General features: G+C 73.3%; 17 protein-coding genes. 8 read left to right on the top strand and 9 right to left on the bottom strand.

The genetic code is table 11. The features are described 5' to 3' along the window. Both sepH and O7611_RS00525 read left to right on the top strand, forming a co-directional pair. Positions 1-1,089, top strand: coding sequence for a septation protein SepH (gene sepH, locus O7611_RS00530; RefSeq protein ID WP_194798886.1), 1,089 nt, complete (start codon positions 1-3; stop codon positions 1,087-1,089). A 63-nt stretch (positions 1,090-1,152) separates the two neighbouring features. Further along, positions 1,153-2,139, top strand: coding sequence for an aldo/keto reductase (locus O7611_RS00525; RefSeq protein ID WP_194798887.1), 987 nt, complete (start codon positions 1,153-1,155; stop codon positions 2,137-2,139). Positions 2,140-2,284: 145 nt separating this feature from the next. On the opposite strand, the gene thpR is transcribed toward O7611_RS00525, so the two are convergent. From thpR to O7611_RS00500, 5 genes are all read right to left on the bottom strand, one after another. Further along, complete coding sequence (thpR, locus tag O7611_RS00520; protein ID WP_269695982.1) at positions 2,285-2,836, bottom strand: RNA 2',3'-cyclic phosphodiesterase; 552 nt, start codon at positions 2,834-2,836, stop codon at positions 2,285-2,287. 4 nt (positions 2,837-2,840) lie between these two features. Further along, positions 2,841-3,350, bottom strand: a complete 510-nt coding sequence (locus tag O7611_RS00515; RefSeq protein WP_269695980.1) for a hypothetical protein — start codon at positions 3,348-3,350, stop codon at positions 2,841-2,843. A 75-nt stretch (positions 3,351-3,425) separates the two neighbouring features. Continuing rightward, on the bottom strand, positions 3,426-4,712 hold the full coding sequence (locus O7611_RS00510; RefSeq protein WP_194798890.1) for an MFS transporter: 1,287 nt from the start codon (positions 4,710-4,712) through the stop codon (positions 3,426-3,428). 68 nt (positions 4,713-4,780) lie between these two features. Then, positions 4,781-5,230, bottom strand: a complete 450-nt coding sequence (locus O7611_RS00505) for a MarR family winged helix-turn-helix transcriptional regulator (RefSeq protein WP_194798891.1) — start codon at positions 5,228-5,230, stop codon at positions 4,781-4,783. A gap of 61 nt (positions 5,231-5,291) precedes the next feature. Then, positions 5,292-6,773, bottom strand: coding sequence for an NCS2 family permease (locus tag O7611_RS00500; protein ID WP_269695979.1), 1,482 nt, complete (start codon positions 6,771-6,773; stop codon positions 5,292-5,294). Positions 6,774-6,865: 92 nt separating this feature from the next. Here O7611_RS00500 and O7611_RS00495 point away from each other — a divergent pair, with 92 nt between their 5' ends. After that, a complete protein-coding gene (locus O7611_RS00495; RefSeq protein ID WP_269695978.1) occupies positions 6,866-7,129 on the top strand; it encodes a DUF2530 domain-containing protein in 264 nt (87 codons plus the stop codon). Positions 7,130-7,133: 4 nt separating this feature from the next. Here O7611_RS00495 and O7611_RS00490 read toward each other — a convergent pair whose 3' ends face one another. After that, positions 7,134-7,973, bottom strand: coding sequence for a DUF3027 domain-containing protein (locus O7611_RS00490; protein WP_194798892.1), 840 nt, complete (start codon positions 7,971-7,973; stop codon positions 7,134-7,136). 87 nt (positions 7,974-8,060) lie between these two features. Between O7611_RS00490 and O7611_RS00485 the strand changes: the two genes are divergently transcribed. Further along, complete coding sequence (locus O7611_RS00485; protein WP_194798893.1) at positions 8,061-9,677, top strand: MFS transporter; 1,617 nt, start codon at positions 8,061-8,063, stop codon at positions 9,675-9,677. Then, positions 9,674-10,333: a futalosine hydrolase gene (locus O7611_RS00480; protein ID WP_269695977.1), complete on the top strand. Its 660-nt coding sequence runs from the start codon at positions 9,674-9,676 to the stop codon at positions 10,331-10,333. Before O7611_RS00485 ends, O7611_RS00480 begins: the two co-directional genes overlap by 4 nt. A gap of 56 nt (positions 10,334-10,389) precedes the next feature. Here O7611_RS00480 and O7611_RS00475 read toward each other — a convergent pair whose 3' ends face one another. After that, positions 10,390-11,373 carry an NAD(P)-dependent alcohol dehydrogenase gene (locus O7611_RS00475; protein ID WP_269695976.1) on the bottom strand — a complete coding sequence of 328 codons (984 nt, stop codon included), beginning with the start codon at positions 11,371-11,373 and terminating at the stop codon, positions 10,390-10,392. Between the two features lie 116 nt (positions 11,374-11,489). Between O7611_RS00475 and O7611_RS00470 the strand changes: the two genes are divergently transcribed. Then, positions 11,490-12,200, top strand: a complete 711-nt coding sequence (locus tag O7611_RS00470) for a TetR/AcrR family transcriptional regulator (protein WP_194798896.1) — start codon at positions 11,490-11,492, stop codon at positions 12,198-12,200. Positions 12,201-12,234: 34 nt separating this feature from the next. Next, positions 12,235-13,065 (top strand): 1,4-dihydroxy-6-naphthoate synthase, encoded by an 831-nt coding sequence (locus tag O7611_RS00465; RefSeq protein WP_194798897.1) that lies wholly within the window; start codon positions 12,235-12,237, stop codon positions 13,063-13,065. Here the strand turns inward: O7611_RS00465 and O7611_RS00460 are convergent. Next, positions 13,026-13,412: a cold-shock protein gene (locus tag O7611_RS00460; protein WP_030503574.1), complete on the bottom strand. Its 387-nt coding sequence runs from the start codon at positions 13,410-13,412 to the stop codon at positions 13,026-13,028. The genes O7611_RS00465 and O7611_RS00460 overlap by 40 nt on opposite strands. A gap of 28 nt (positions 13,413-13,440) precedes the next feature. After that, positions 13,441-14,064: an HAD family hydrolase gene (locus O7611_RS00455; RefSeq protein WP_269695975.1), complete on the bottom strand. Its 624-nt coding sequence runs from the start codon at positions 14,062-14,064 to the stop codon at positions 13,441-13,443. A 37-nt stretch (positions 14,065-14,101) separates the two neighbouring features. Between O7611_RS00455 and O7611_RS00450 the strand changes: the two genes are divergently transcribed. Then, on the top strand, positions 14,102-16,564 hold the full coding sequence (locus O7611_RS00450) for a helicase-associated domain-containing protein (RefSeq protein WP_194798899.1): 2,463 nt from the start codon (positions 14,102-14,104) through the stop codon (positions 16,562-16,564). Position 16,565 lies beyond the last annotated feature (1 nt).

The following is a 16,565-nucleotide window of genomic DNA, read 5'->3' as shown; positions in this document are numbered from 1 at the left end:
ATGCGCCCAGTACGCTTCGTCGCCCTCTCCGAGGACGGCCAGGCCCTGGTGCTCGCCGACGAGGTGGGGCGCCTGCTGGCGCTGCCCATCGACGAGCGGATCGCGTCGGCGCTGCACGCCGAGCCGGGCGCCCCGCCGCTCGCGGTGGTGCCGAGCGCCACCGACCCGACGCCGTCGCTGTCCCCACGGGACATTCAGGCCCGGATCCGGTCCGGCGAGTCCGCGGAGGACGTCGCCCGCATCGCCGGTGTGCCGGTCGACCGGGTGCTGCGCTACGCCGGTCCGGTGCTCCAGGAGCGGGCCATGCTCGCCCAGCACGCCCGCCGCACCCGGCTCAAGGGCGCGGAGAAGCCGACCCCGCTGGCCGAGGTCGTCAACGGCCGGCTGGCCCAGCACGGCATCGACACCGAGAAGATCTCGTGGGACGCCTACCGCCGCGACGACGGCACCTGGCGGATCATCGCGACCTGGCCGTCCGGCAAGGCCACCGCGCAGGCGGTGTGGGATCTGGACAAGACCCGGCAGAACGTCGCCCCGCACGACGACATGGCGCAATACCTGTGCGCCGAGCGGCCCACGCCGATCCTCGGCCAGGAGCCGGCGCCGGAGCGAGGCGGTCACGCGCTGCCCGGTCCGTCGCGCGGCGAGCCGAGCCGGGGTGGACACGGCCTGCCGGCCGCCTCCGAGCACGCCCGTCCGGGGCGTGACCCGATCCGCGCCGGCCGGGACGCGCTGCTCGCCTCGCTGGACCGTCCCCTCGGCGGCACGTCCGGGCGTGGTCTCGACACCCGCTCCCCGGCCGCGCTGGCCGGGCAGGAGGCGCCCCGTCAGCGGGCCGTCGCCGGTGGTGCCGCCGCGCTGCTCGGTGGTGGGCAGGGTTCGGCCTTCGACGACGACTCGGACGCGCCGAAGGAGATCCCGGCCGTACCCTCGCTTGCCGTGCTGCGGCCCCGCCGCACCGGCCCGGCGGCGGCGACCGGCGGTGCGGCCACCGAGTCCACCGACGCCGCCGGCAAGCCGCGCAAGCGGCTGCCGAGCTGGGACGACGTGCTGTTCGGCACCGGCCCGGCGGCCCGCGAATCCTCCTGATCGCAAGCTCCACCCTGGCTCGTTGAGAGGGCACTCGAAGTGCCGGCGTGCCAGGGTGGAGTCATGGAGTACACGAACCTGGGACGCACCGGTCTGTCCGTGAGCCGACTCTGCCTCGGCACGATGAACTTCGGTCCGCAGACCGACGAGCCGGACAGCTTCGCCATCATGGACCGGGCGCTCGAACACGGGATCAACTTCTTCGACACCGCGAACGTCTACGGCTGGAAGCTCGGTGAGGGCGTCACCGAGCAGATCGTCGGCCGCTGGTTCGCGCAGGGCGGCGGGCGCCGCGACAAGGTCGTCCTCGCCACCAAGGTGTACGGCAAGATGGGCGAGTGGCCCAACGAGCAGGGCCTGAGCGCCCGGCACATCATCCGGGCCTGTGAGGACTCGCTGCGCCGGCTCCAGACCGACACGATCGACCTCTACCAGATGCACCACATCTCCCGGACCACGCCGTGGGAGGAGATCTGGCAGGCGATGGAGACGCTCGTCGCGCAGGGCAAGGTGCTCTACGTCGGCTCGTCCAACTTCGCCGGCTGGCACATCGCGCAGGCGCAGGCCGCGGCCGGTAAGCGCAACTTCCTCGGCCTCGTCTCCGAGCAGTGCATCTACAACCTGCTGACCCGGTACGTCGAGCTGGAGGTCGTACCGGCCGCGCAGCACTACGGGCTGGGCATCATCCCCTGGTCGCCGCTGCACGGCGGGCTGCTCTCCGGCATCATCCGCAAGATGGCCGACGGCAGCGCGGCGCGCGGCACCACCGGCCGCTCGGCGGACGCGCTGGCCGAGCACCGGAACACCATCGAGGCGTACGAGAAGCTCTGCGCCGACCTCGGCCACGACCCGGCGGATGTGGCGCTGGCGTGGCTGCTGTCCCGGCCGGGCGTGACCGCGCCGATCGTCGGCCCGCGCACGATGGACCAGCTCGACCGCAACCTCGGCGCCCTCGACGTCCAGCTGGACGAGGCCACGCTCACGCGCCTCGACGAGCTGTTCCCGCCGGTCGGCAACGGCGGCCCCGGCCCCGAGGCCTGGGCCTGGTAGCCCCCGTCCCGCCCTCTCCCCCGTCCCTCCCCCTCACCCCGTTGATCTTGCAGTTTGTGCCCCCGATCGAGGGCGGTTCAGGGCTTTCGCCCGGGCCGAACCTGCAAGATCGCGGGAGAGGGCGGGGCGAGGGCGGAGGGCAGCGCTACAGCGGCCAGGTGGCGACTCGGGTGTGGCGGGTGGGCGGGCCTGGATTGCTGTGGACCAGGGTCAGGCGGTCGGCGGGCCACTCCGGGCCGGTGTAGTCGTCCAGGGTCGCCAGGTCGGCGCGGAGATCGGGCTCGGGCACCCGGTCGCCGGGGCGGGCGATGGTCAGATGCGCCCGGAACGGCTTGTCGTCGCAGGGCAGCCCGGCCTCGCCCAGCCCGTCGCGGATCGACAGGGCGAGCGCGTCGAGCACCTCCACCTCGCCGCGCACGTCGACCCAGAGCACTGTGGACCGGCCCGCACCGAAACTGCCGCCGCCCGCCAGACGCAGCAGTGGGGAGCGAACCGTCCGGGCAGCCGAGGCGAGCGCGTGCTTCACATCGGCCAGCCGGTCGTCCGGCACTTCGCCGAGGAAGGCGAGCGTGAGGTGCAGGTTCGCCGGGTCGGCCAGGCGGGCGTGGCGGGCGGACGCGACCCGTAGGCCCTTCATCCGGGCGGTCAGGTCGGCGACCGCCACGGCAGGTGGGTAGATCGCCGCGAAGAGACGCACCCGGTCAGCGGTGCCGCTGGTGGTGCGCGGCGCGGGCGGCCGGCAGGGTCAGCCCGGCGGCGTGCAGCAGCCCTTCGACGCGTACCCGTTCGATCTCCCGGTCGACGCCGTCCAGCTCGGCCAGGTGTTCGGCGATGCCGAGCGCGTGGCAGGCGGCGCGCAGCCGTTCGTCGTACGCCTCGATGACCGCGCCGTGCCACACCACGCTGCGGTCGGCGGCGGCGAGCCGGTGGCCGCCGAGCCGGCGCAGGTCGGTGGCGAGTTGTTCCAGCGAACGGCGGCCGTCCTTGTCGAACTCGGTGAGGTCGATGTCGCGGGTCAACGCCTCGGCCTCGATGGCGCGGTCGAGCCGCGCGATGGTACGGCGTTCCCGGCGCTGCTCCCGCCACTCGGCCCACCCGCATGCGACCCGGTCGATGATCTCGTCAGCGCAGAACAGCAGCGCGAATAGGGCGGGCAGGCAGCAGACGGCGAGGATCGCCAGCGCCAGCAGCACTCCCTGCCCCACTTCCACACATCGACGCTAAGCCCTGCCGCACCGGCCCGCCACCCGTTTGGGTAATCGGACCGGTACGACCGGCTATCGGGGCTACTTCGCCCCGGGCGACACCACGTAGAAGCGGGGCATCGGCAGCACCCGCATCCGCAGGCGGGCGCCGGAGCGGCGCAGCTGCCAGGTGAGCGCCAGCAACGCGGCGGTCAGCGAGATCAGGCCGCCGGCCCAGATGCTCGCGCCGGCGCCGTACTTCTCGGCGACCCAGCCGATCAGCGGCGCGCCGACCGGGTTGGTGCCCAGGAACACCAGCACCCACAGCGCCATCACCCGTCCCCGGAAGGACGCGTCGACACCGAGCTGTACGCGCTGGTTGGCGGCCTGGGCGAAGTAGATCATGAAAAACCCGGCGGGCAGCAGCAGCGTCACGACCAGCCAGTACGCCGGGGCGAGCCCGACGAGCGTGCCGAAGACCGCGCAGCCGATCGCGGCACCGAGCACGAGCCAGACCGAGGGCCGGCTGCGCCGTCCGGTGCCGGCCAGCGCCCCGACCAGCGCACCGACCGCGAGCGCGGTGCTGAACAGGCCGAACGAGGCGGCGCCGGTGTTGAACACGGTCTTCGCCAGCGCGGCGAGGGTGAGCTGGAAGTTGAACAGGCTCATTCCGATCACCGACATGAGGACCATCGGCAGCAGGATGTCGGGGCGGCGTGCCACGTACCGGAGGCCGTCGACCACCCGGGCCTGGTCCCGCTCACCGACCGGCGGCAGGTCCTTGCGGTGCAGCTCGTCGGTACGCATCCGGACCACGTTCACCAGCGGGGCGATCGAGCTGAGCGCGGTGACCAGGAAGACCGGGCCGACGTCGACGACGGCGATGGCCAGGCCGGCGACGGCGGGGCCGACGATCCGGGCGGAGTTGAACACTGCCGCGTTGAGCGAGAGCGCGTTCGGCAGCAGCGGCATGCCGACCAGCTCGGAGACGAACGCCTGGCGGACCGGCGTCTCGACCGCGTTGGAGACGCCGAGCAGGGCGGCGAACGTGAAGACGTGCCAGAGCTGCACCAGGCCGGTGAGGACCAGGATGCTCATGGCCAGCGCGAGGACGGTCCAGAACGCGTTGGCGACGAAGAGCAGCATCCGCTTGTCGTAGCGGTCGGCGAGCCGGCCGGACAGCAGCGTGAGCAGGAGTACGGGCGTGAACTGCAACGCGGTGACGACGCCGAGCGCGGTCGCGGAGTTGTCGCTGAGCTCGAGGACGAGCCAGTCCTGGGCGATGAACATCATCCAGACGCCGATCAGTTTGATCAGCTGTCCGGTGGCGAAGAGCCGGTAGTTACGGACTCGTAGGGACTGGAACATCGTGCTCAGCTTGGCCTGCACTCTAGGTGCGCCTCCTTGCGTCGGTACGCTTCATCCACAGCTGACGAAGCGAACCGCGGGCGGCGGTGTCAGGCGCGAGCGATGCCCTGGAGGATCTCCGCTGCACGCCGTAGCGTTTCGCGTTCGTCCTCGGTCAGCGCGGCCAGCCGGGTGGCCAGCCACTCGTTGCGGGCCCGCTCGAACTGGTCGAGTACGGCCCGTCCCCCTTCGGTCGCCGCCAGGATGACCTGCCGTCCGTCGGTCGGATGGGGGGTGCGCTGCACGAGGCCGCGCTCCTCCAACTTCGCGACGATCTTCGTCATCGTGGGCGGCTGCACCCGTTCGACATCAGCGAGTTCCCGTGGCGTGAGGGCGCCCGCCAGATTGAGGCTGGTGAGCGCCGACAGCTGGGTGACCGTGAGGTCTCCGACCGGCCGGGCTTGTCGGACCCGCCGGTTGAGCCGGGTGATCGCATCTCGCAGCTGAGGAGCCAGCTGCGCCGGTGGCACGCGTTTCGCCGTCACCGTCCGCTCCGTCACACTAGTTAGCTTAACTAATGAGCCTGGCTAACGACATGCGTTATGACCAGGCTCACCAGCGTCAGAGCAACACGGACTCGACCGGCCCGCGCAGGAAGTACACGATGAACAGCACGGCGACGCCGTACAGGAGCGGGTGGACCTCGCGGGCCTTACCCTTGGCCACCTTGAGCAGCACGAAGCTGATCACGCCGGCTCCGATGCCGTTGGAGATCGAATAGGTGAACGGCATCAGCGCGATGGTGAGGAACGCCGGGATGGCGATCTCGTAGTCGGTCCAGTCGATCGTGCGGACCGCCGTCATCATCAGGAAGCCGACCACCACCAGCGCCGTCGACGCGGCCTCGAACGGCACGATCAGCGACAGCGGCGCCAGGAACATGGCGAGCAGGAACAACGCGCCGGTGACCAGGTTGGCCACGCCGGTCCGGGCACCCTCCGCGACACCTGCGGCGCTCTCGATGTACGACGTGTTGCTGGACACCGAGGCGGCACCACCCGCGGCGGCGGCGATCGAGTCGACGAGCAGGATCTCCTTGGCCTTCGGCGGGGTGCCCGTCTCGTCGAGCATGTCCCCTTCCTGGCCGATCGCGACCATCGTGCCCATCGTGTCGAAGAAGTCCGTGATGAGCAGCGTGAAGATGAACATCAGCGGCACCAGCCAGCCGACCCGGCTCCACGAGTTCAGCACGTTGAACTGGCCCAGCAACGACAGGTCGGGCAGGTCCACGATCTGTTTGGGCAGCTCGGGCACGTTCAGCGCCCAGCCCTTCGGGTTCGGCTTGCCGTCGACGAAGGACGGGCCGACGTTGGCGATCGCCTCGACCACGATGGCCAGCACGGTGGAGGCCAGGATGCCGATCAGGATCGCGCCGCGGACCCGGCGTACCACCAGGACCAGCGTGATCAGCAGGCCGACCACGAAGACGAGCATCGGCCAGCTGACGATCTTGCCGTTGATGCCAAGCCCCACCGGCACGGTGGAGTTCGCGGCGTCCGGCACACGCCGGACGAAACCGGCGTCGACCAGGCCGATGATGGTCAGGAACAGACCGATGCCGACGCCGATCGCGGTCTTGAGCTGCGTCGGCACCGAGCGGAGCACCGCGGTACGCAGGCCGGTGAGCACCAGGATGCCGATCAGCACACCCTCGATGACCACCAGGCCCATCGCGTCCGCCCAGGTCATCTGCGGCGCGATCTCGTAGGCGACGAGCGCGTTCACACCCAGGCCGGCCGCGAGCGCGATCGGGAACCGGGCCACCACGCCCATCAGGATGGTCATCAGGCCGGCGACCAGCGCGGTCGCCGCGGCGAGCGCCGGAATCGCAAGCGAACGGCCGTCGCCGTCCTTCCCGCTGCCCAGGATCAGCGGGTTCAACACCACGATGTACGCCATCGTGAAGAACGTGGCGAAGCCGCCTCGCAGCTCCCGGCTCAGCGTGGACCCGCGTGCCGAGATCAGGAAGTAGCGGTCGAAGGCGTTACGTGGATGCGCGGGATCGGGCGGCGTGCCGTGATCCGGCGGCGGGGCAATGGACATGGTTCCTCATCTGGTCATCGGCCGGGTTTTGTCGCGCGCATCGTCCCAGATCACCTGGCCGGCAGGGAAGAACGATCACGTAGGCTGGGCCGGTGTCACAGGAGCAACAGCCGCGGCCGGAGCCGCTCGACCCGCCGATGGTGCCGTTCGCCGTCGCCGGGCTGATCGCCTGGGCGGTGGCCGGCCTGGTGCTACTGATCTTCTTCCGGGACTGGCTCACCGAGTCCGGGCGTCAGAACTGGCTCTGGACCTGCCTGGCCGGTTTTCTGTGGGGCTTTCCCGGCCTGGCGGTGATGATGCGGCACGACGCCAACCGGCGTCGCCGACGCACTGCCGCCGCGCAGCGACGGCGCTGACCCGTCAGGGGTGGCCGTACGGCTCCGCCGGCTCGGCCGACTCCACCGAGCCCGGTGCCCGGCTGACGGTCATGGCCTCGACCGCGCTGTCGTCGTAGACGGTCGGCAGCTCGTCGACGGGCGACTCGGCCGCCTCGACCAGGGTCTCCGAGTGCGCGCCGCACCCGTGGTCGGCACTCACCACCCGGCCGTCGTCCGGGGCGAAGAAGTTGCCGCAGGCGCCGAAGGCCAGGCGTAGCGAACCGGCGAGCGGCAGGTAGAAACCGCAGGTGCCGCAGCGGGCGGCGGCCGGCGCGGCGACCGAGATCGCGGCGTCCGGGCCGTGGTCGCCGTCGTACCAGCGCTGGGCGGCCTCGGCGCGACCCTCCCGGGACAGCACCCGGGGCCGGCCCAGGCCCAGCTCCCAGGCGGTCTCCTCGACTGCCGGGTCGTCGGAGAGCAGGTAGCCGGGGGCGAGCCGCTCGTCGTCGGCAGGGGTGGGCAGCAGGTCGCCGGGGCCCAGGTCGCCCGGCTTGAGCCGCTCCTGCCACGGCAGCCAGCCCGGGGCGAGCAGCGCGTCCGGGCCGGGCAGCAGCACCGTCTCGCAGATGGTGACGTGCCGGCTGCGCGGCACCCGGGTCACCGTGACGGCCCAGCGCCAGCCGCGGTAGCCGGCCATCCGGCATTCGAAGTAGTGGGTGACGACCCGATCGCCCTCGGCGACCGCTTGGAGATGATCGCCGATGTCGGTGGGCTCCACCTCGGTGATCGCGTCGCGGGCCACCTCGACGGCGGCGGCGCAGACCTGGTCGAGCCGGGGAGCGCGGGCGGAGGCGGGCCTGGTCACCGGACCATTGTTCCCCATGCCCGTCCACGGGCGACAGGCACTCCCCGGAGTCATTCTCTCCGGGTGATGCGGCGCACGTGGAAAGGATGGGCGAGGATGGGACGCATGGCGCTGTCCTCCCGCTCCGGCCGCTCCTTCCTCGGGCGGACCGTCGGCACCGGCATCCGCGCCACCCGGCTGCTGCTGCGGGGCTCGATGCACGGCGGGCGCTGGATGACCCGGCGGGCCGGGACCGCCCGGGCCCGCAGCGCCGGCAACGAGGTGGGCATGGTCCGCCTGTTCGACCTGCACGCGCTCTCCTGCGCCGGTGACACGCTCATCGCGATCGGCCTGGCCGGGACGATCTTCTTCGACGTGCCGCTGGGCGAGGCGCGCAACAAGGTGGCCCTCTACCTGCTGGTCACCATGGTTCCGTTCGCCATGCTCGCCCCGGTGGTCGGCCCGCTGCTCGACCACTTCCGCCACGGCCGGCGGTACGCGCTGGCCACCACCATGCTCGGCCGGGCGTTCCTGGCCTGGTTGATCTCCGACTACATCGGCAGCTTCGGGCTCTATCCGGCGGCGTTCGGCGTTCTCGCGCTCTCCCGGGCGTACGGCGTGGCCCGCTCGGCGGCTGTCCCCCGGCTGCTTCCGGAAGGGCTCGGGCTGTCCCAGGTCGGGGCGCGCGCGAGCGTCTACGGCACGGTGGCCGGCGCGCTCGTCGCGCCGATCGGGCTGGCCGCGTTCTGGTTCGGGCCGCAGTGGCCACTGCGGGTCGCCTCGGTGATCTTCCTGATCGGCATGGTGATCTCGCTCCGGCTGCCGCCGAAGGCCGACTCCGAGCCGCCGGAGCGGATGCCGCACCCGCTGCGCGCGCTGCGCCGCCGTGACGGCGAGCGCCCGCTGGGCCGGGGTCGCCCCAGTGGCCGGCTGGTGATCGCCACGCTGATCGGCGCGGCGGCGCTACGCGGGCTCTACGGCTTCCTGCTCCTGTTCCTGGCCTTCGCGATCAAGGCCGGTGACCTGACCACCGACTTCTTCGGCCGCGACCTCGGCGCCCAGGGCGCGCTGGGCCTGGTCGGCGGCGCGCTGGCGGTCGGCACGTTCCTGGCCACCGCGCTCGGCACCCGTCTGCGCATCCACCGGCCGACAGCGCTCCAGTCCAGCGGCACGATCGTGGTGGCCGGTGTGGCGGTGCTCGCCGCGCTGAAGTTCTCGCTGCCGATGGTGGCGCTGCTCTGCCTGGTGGCCGCGATGATGAGCGGGATCGCCAAGCTGGCGGTGGACGCCTCGATCCAGGAACGCATACCGGAGCGGCTGCGCGCCAGCTCGTTCGCGCACTCGGAGACCGCGCTGATGCTCGCGTTCGTAGCAGGGGGCGGGCTCGGGCTGGTGCCGTTCACCGGCCTGATCGGGGTGACTGTCGCCGCCGCGGTGGCCGCGCTGGTGGCCGTACGCGGCGTGCTCGTCGCCGGCAAGCTGCGCGGCGAGCACCTGGCCGGCCGGCCGCTCGGCGACGAGGAACTGGCGGCGGAGCAGGCGACCCGCGACGAGAAACCGGCCACCACCTCGTTCGACGACCCGGCGCCCACGTCACCGGCGCCCCAGCGTTCCGGCCCGCCGCCGGACGACGACGGGCTGGCCCCGCCCGGCTTCCACATCTACCGGCCGTCCTCCTCGGTGGGCGGGCCGGGCGGCGTCGAGGACACCGAGCGGCGCGACCCCCGGGGGCCGGTGGCGTGACCGGTCTGCTCGTGGTCACGGCCGTGCCGGCCGAGGCCGAGGCGATCCGTGCCGGCCTCACCGCACCGGCAGCGCCGGACGTGACTGTGCTGCCGGTCGGGGTCGGCCCGGCCGTCGCCGGTGCCGCCACGGCACGGCTGCTGGCGCTGGCCGAGGCGGCCGGGCGGCCGTACCGGGCGGTGGTCAGCGCCGGCATCGCGGGAGGGTTCGTCGGCCGGGTAGCGGTGGGCGGCACGGTGCTCGCCGACCGCAGCGTCGCGGCCGACCTCGGCGCCGAATCACCCGCCGGCTTCATCCCGGTCGAGGACCTGGGCATGCCCCCCGAGTTGCTGGGCGGCGGCCGGATCGTGCCCGCCGACCCGGGCCTGCTGGCCCGCCTGCGCGCCGCGCTGCCCGGGGCCACCGTCGGCACTGTGCTCACCGTCAGCACGGTGACCGGCACCGCCGCCAGCACGGCGGCGCTCGCCGAACGGCACCCGGACGCGGTGGCCGAGGCGATGGAGGGGTACGGCGTGGCGGTCGCCGCCGCCCAGGCCGGTGTGCCCTTCGCCGAGCTGCGGACCGTCTCCAACCCGATCGGCCCGCGTGACCGGAGCGCGTGGCGGATGCGGGAGGCGTTCGCCGCGCTCACCGCCGCGGCGGCCGCCCTCCACTGATCCCGTCCACCTGTGGACAACCCTGTGGAGAAGTCGGCGGGCTGGGGACGGCGGCGTCAGATCGTGATGACGACCTTGGCGCGCGCGTGCTCGGTTTCGAGGTAGCGGACGGCCTCGGGCACCTCGCGCAGCGGATGGGTCCGGTCGACCACAGGGGTGAGCCGGCCCGCCTCGGCGTGCTCGCGCAGCACGTCGAGGTGCGCCCGGCCGGGTGAGGTGGCGAGGACGACGACGCGCTGGCTGATGACCGGCGCGAGCAGCCGTCCCCGCGCCAGCAGCCCGATCGGGCCGAGCAGGGCGCCGCCCCGGTAGACGCCGCCGCCGGAGAGCACGAGCGTCCCGTCCGGCGTGAGCGCCCGCCGCAACGCGGTCAGGGAGCGGTTGCCGACCAGGTCGAACACCACGTCGTGGCGGCGCCCGCCGCGGGTGAAATCGTCGCGGGTGTAGTCGACCACGTGGTCGGCGCCCAGGGAGCGGACCAGGTCGACGTTGCGGGTGCGGCACACGCCGGTCACCGTCGCGCCGAGCGCCTTGGCCAACTGGACGGCGAGCGTGCCGACGCCACCCGAGGCCCCGTTGATCAGGACGTGGTGGCCGGGCCGGACCTGCCCGGCGTCGCGCAGGCCCTGGAGCGCGGTGACGCCGGCCAGCGGCAGGGCCGCCGCCTGCGCCGGGGTCAGGTTCGTCGGGCGCGGCGCGACCAGGTGCTCGGGCACGCAGACGTACTCGGCGAATGCGCCGTCGGCCTCGCCGAGGTCGCCGAAGACGGCGTCGCCGGGGCGTACGTGCCGCACCTGGGCGCCGACGGCCTCGACCCGGCCGGCGACATCGCGGCCACGGATGCGGGCGCGGGGCCGCGTGAGGCCGAGCGCCAGCCGCGACAGCCGGGGGTCGCCGCGCATGACGTGCCAGTCGTACGCGTTCACGGCTGCCGCCTCGACCCGCACGAGGACGTCGCCGGGGCCGGGTTCGGGCGTCTCGACATCGGCCAGCGCGAGTGTCTCCGGGGGGCCGTACCGGTCCTGGACGATCGCCTTCATGTCGCACTCCTCCCAGGTGTACGGCGTACACCTTCATGAGTACAAGGCTAGGTGTACGCCGTACACCAGTCAAGGCGGTTACTGTGTCAACGGCCTTCGGGAGGACTGGGGACGACATGGCGGAGCAGACGGAGACGGCGCGAAGGGCACCCCTGACCAGGGATCGCGTCCTGCGTACCGCAGTCGTGCTCGCCGACCGGACCGGCATCGAGTCGCTGAGCATGCGCAACCTCGCGCAGGACCTCGGCGTCGTACCGATGGCCCTCTACAAGCACGTCGCCAACAAGGACGAACTGCTCGACGGCATGATCGACATCGTCGTCGCGGAGATCGACCCGCCGGTGCCCGGCGACTGGAAGCAGGCGATCCGCCGACGCATCCTGTCGGCGCGGCAGATGCTGCTCCGCCACCCCTGGGCGTCGCTGGCGATCGAGTCCCGGACCACGCCGACCCCGGCCGTCCTGGCGTACCTCGACTCGACAGTCGGCGCGCTGCGGGCGGGCGGGTTCTCCACCGACCTGGCCCATCACGTCATGCACGCGCTGGGCAGCCGGGTGCTGGGCTTCAGCCAGGAACTGTTCGACACCTCCCGGCAGGCCGGCCGGTCCGGCGCGACGGTGCCCGAGGCGCCGGCCGATCTGCCACCGGAGGTGGCCGACCGCTTCCCCAACCTCGCGGCCATCGCCACCGCCGCGTCCCACGACGACGACTCGGTGGTCGGGCCGGGCTGCGACGACCAGTTCGAGTTCGAATTCGCGCTGGACCTGCTGCTCGACGGCATCGAGCGGCTGCACCGGACCGGCTGGACGTCACACCGGACGCCGTGACGGGCCGCCCGGCCGCCGGGGTTACGGTGGGACCGTGGCGCTCTCCCTGGCGATCTCCCCCTGCCCCAACGACACGTTCGTCTTCGACGCCCTCGTGCACGGCCGGGTGCCGGGCGCGCCGGCGGTCGAGGTGACCTACGCGGACGTCGACGTCACCAACACCGCCGCCGAGCGTGGGGCGTTCGACCTGGTGAAGGTCAGCTACGCGGCGCTGCCGTGGCTGCTCGACGACTACCACCTGCTGCCCTGCGGCGGCGCGCTGGGCCGGGGCTGCGGCCCGCTGGTGCTGACCCGTGGCGACCGGACCGACCTGTCCGGCGCGACGGTGGCGGTGCCCGGCGAGCGGACCACCGCGTACCTGCTGTTCCGCCTCTGGGCGGCCGGCCAGGCACCGGCGCGCATCGAGGTGGTGCCGTTCCACGAGATCATGCCGGGCGTGGCCGCCGGCCGGTACGACGCGGGCCTGGTCATCCACGAGGCGCGCTTCACCTACCCGCGGCACGGGCTGACCGCCCTGGTCGACCTGGGCGAGTGGTGGGAGGGCGACACCGGGCTGCCGATCCCGCTCGGCGCCATCCTGGCCCGCCGGGGCGCCGTCGACCCGGTCGAGGCCGCCACCTGGATCCGCGAGTCGGTACGCCAGGCGTGGGCCGACCCGGCTGCGAGCCGCGAGTACGTCCTCGCGCACGCGCAGGAGATGGAGCCCGACGTGGTGGACCGGCACATCGGCCTCTACGTCAACGAGTTCACCGCCGACCTGGGAGAGGCCGGCTTCGCCGCCGTGGAAGCGCTGCTGGGCCGGGCCGCCGACGCCGGGCTCGTCCCTCAGACCTCCAGCTCGCGCGCCACCGCGTGGACCAGCTGAGCGATCTTCTGGGAGGTCTTCCGATCCGGGAAGCGCCCCCGGCGCAGGTCCGGCTGGACCTTCGCCTCCAGCACCTTGATCATGTCTTCGACCAGGCCGTGGAGTTCCTCGGCCGGCCGGCGGCGCAGCTCCGCCACGGACGGCGGCGCCTCCAGCAGCTTGACCCCCATCGCCTGGGCGCCCCGCCGGCTGTCCACCACGCTGAAATCGACCCGCTGGCCACCCTTCAGGTCGGCGACACCCGCCGGTAGCGCGCCCTTCGGCAGGAACACGTCGCCACCCTCGTCACTGGTGACGAACCCGTACCCCTTGGCGGCGTCGTACCACTTCACTCGACCCGTCGGCACCTGTTGAACCCCGCTCCACTCGAACCGTCTACCCCTCCAAGGCTAGCCCGATGATCCGGTCCAGCGCCCACGGGAATTCGACGAGATCATCAAGCACCAGGTACGCCCCGGCCTCGGTCAGTTCGTCGGCCGAGCACGGGCCGGTCGCCACTGCCACGCCCGGGATTCCCGCGGCTCGCGCGGCGGCCATGTCGGCCACGTGGTCGCCCACGTACAGCGTCGCGCCGTGCTCGCGCAACGCGACCGCCTTCTGCTCGGCGAACACGTCCCCGGCCAGCTCGTCCACCGGTAGTCCGAGGTGGTCCAGGTGCAGCTTCGCCAGCCGGCCCATCTTCGCGGTCACCACCATCGTCCGGCCGTCGCGCGCCTGCACCGCGCGCAGCGCGGCCTCCGCACCCGGCATCGGCACGGTCGGGGTGATCGCGTACGCCGGATAAAGCTCGCGGTAGAGCGTCACCGCCTCCTCGACACGCTCCGGCGGGAACCAGTGCGCCAGCTCGGTACGCAGCGGCGGGCCCAGCCGGGAGACGGCCAGATCCCCGTCCACGTGCACACCCGTGCGCGCGGTCAGCGCCCGGAACGCGGCGGCGATCCCGGGACGGGAGTCGACCAGGGTCATGTCGAGGTCGAAGCCGACCATCAGCGGAGACATGCCGAGAACCTACCCAGCGGGCTAGCGTGGTACGACGATGACCACCTCACTCGCCGACCACCTGCGGGCCCTCCCCGACGACTCCCTCGCCGCGCTGCTCCAGCTGCGGCCGGACCTCGTCGTGCCGGTGCCGGCCGACGTGTCCGCCCTCGCCCTGCGCGCCCAGTCCCGGGTCTCCGTGGCCCGGGCGCTCGACGGGCTGGACCAGTTCACCCTCCAGATCCTCGACGCCGCCCGCCTCACCCGCGGCCCCGAAGGCGCCACCTCCACCGACCAGATCCTCGCCCTGGCCACCGCCGGGCCGCACCCACCCGCGCCGACGGCGGTCCGCGCCGCCGTCGACCGGCTCCGGGCGCGGTTCCTGCTGTACGGCCCCGAACACGACCTGTGCGTGGCCGGCGGCATCGACGAGGTGTCCCCGTACCCGGCGGGGCTGGGCCGACCGGCGGCGGAGCTTGATCCGCGCGCGGCGGCGCTCTGCGCGGACCCGGCGAAGCTGCGGCGGACGCTGCTGTCCGCGCCGCCCTCGGCCCGGGCGGTCCTGGACCGGCTCGCCGCCGGGCCACCGGTCGGGACCGTGGCCCCCGGCGCGCTGGAGGCCCCCGCCACCGGCGCCGAGGACGTGCTCCCGCCCGACCTGGTGAACGGCGGCGCACCGACCGGATCCCCGATCCGCTGGCTGGTCGAGCACCGGCTGCTGGTCCGGATGTCCGGCGGCCGCAACGGCACCGTCGAGCTGCCCCGCGAGGTGGGGCTGGTGCTGCGCCGCGACGCCGGTCCGCTCGGCCCGCTGCGCACCAGCCCGCCGGTGGTGTCCGGCCCACCGCGCGAGGTCAAGTCCGTCGACTCGGCCGGGGCCGGGCAGACGATGGAGGTGGTCCGGCACACCGAGGCGATGCTGGAGGCGCTGACCGCGGAACCGGCACCGGTGCTGCGCTCCGGCGGCGTCGGCGTCCGCGACCTGCGGCGGCTCGCCCGTGGCCTCGGGCTGGACGAGCCGACCACCGCGCTGCTGTTCGAGGTGGCGTACGCGGCCGGGCTGACCGGGGAGATGGAGCTGACCGGCGCGGTCACCACCCGGTACGGCGGCGACCAGCAGATCCTGCCCACCGGCGGGTACGAGGTGTGGCGCGCGGTGTCGCTGGCCCAGCGCTGGGAACAGCTCGCCCGCGCCTGGATGTCGATGCCCCGCCAGGCCGGCCTGATCGGGCAGCGCGACGACCGGGACCGGCCCATCTCGGTGCTCTCCGCCGAGGCGGAACGAGCCGGTGCGCCGGCCGCCCGTCGTGCGGTGCTCGCCGTGCTGGCCGACCTGACACCCGGCACCGCCCCGACGCCGGAGGAGGTGCTGGAACTGCTGGACTGGCGCGCGCCCCGGCGGGCCCGGGGGCGGGAGACGGCGCACCGGGAGGTGCTCGCCGAGGCGGCCACGCTGGGCGTGACCGGGCTCGGCGCGCTCACCTCGTACGGGCGGCTGCTGCTCGCCGAGCTGACCGAGGCCGACGAGCGCGGTGACGACCCGCTCGGGTTGCGCTCCGACGCCGAGTCGGGCGACGCCTCGACGACGGTACGGGCGCTGGACGGGCTGCTGCCCGCCCCGGTCGACCACGTGCTGGTGCAGGCCGACCTGTCGGTGGTGGTGCCCGGCCCGCCCGACCCGGCGCTCGCCGCCGAGCTGGACGTGGTGGCCGAGCACGAGTCGGCGGGCGGAGCCAGCGTGCACCGGGTCACCACGGGGAGCATCAGGCGGGCGCTCGACGCCGGCTACACCGCCGACGACCTGCACACGCTGTTCCGCCGCCGCTCGCGTACCCCGGTGCCGCAGGGCCTGACCTATCTGGTCGACGACGTGGCCCGCAAGCACGGTGGCCTGCGCGTCGGGTCGGCCGGCGCGTACGTGCGCAGCGACGACGAGGCACTGCTCACCGAGGTGCAGGCGGACCGGCGGCTGGAGCCGCTGGCGTTCCGCCGGCTCGCGCCGACGGTGCTGGTCACCCCGTACCAGGTCAACCGGATGCTCACCGCGTTGCGCGACGCCGGGTACGCCCCGGTGCCAGAGGACGCCAGCGGCGCGACGGTGCTGGCGCGCCCGAAGACCCGGCGGGCGCCGGCGCGTACCGCGATCGGTCGTGCGGTCGATCCGCTCGCCACGCCGAAGCTGCCGATGCCCCGCCTGCTCGGCGTGGTCGAGCAGATCCGCCGGGGCGAGGCGGCGGCCCGGGCGGCGCGGCGGGCCCCGGCGGTGGTCCGCGGCGCCCCGGCGGCGGGCGGCCCGGCGCCCGTGTCCGGGCACGGCGACGCGCTGGCGGTGCTCCAGCAGGCGGTACGGGACAAGGCGCTGGTCTGGGTCGGCTACGTCGACGCGCACGGGGCGACCGCGTCCCGGCTGGTCCGGCCGGTGTCGATCGGAGCCGGCTACCTGCGCGCCGAGGACGACCGGACGGAGATGCTGCACACGTTCGCGCTGCACCGGATCACCGCGGCCGTGTTGGAGGAGTGAG

It is taken from the genome of Micromonospora sp. WMMC273 (genome assembly GCF_027460285.1).
Taxonomy (GTDB): Bacteria; Actinomycetota; Actinomycetes; order Mycobacteriales; family Micromonosporaceae; genus Micromonospora; species Micromonospora aurantiaca.
This window is presented reverse-complemented; position numbering and strand designations above follow the sequence as displayed.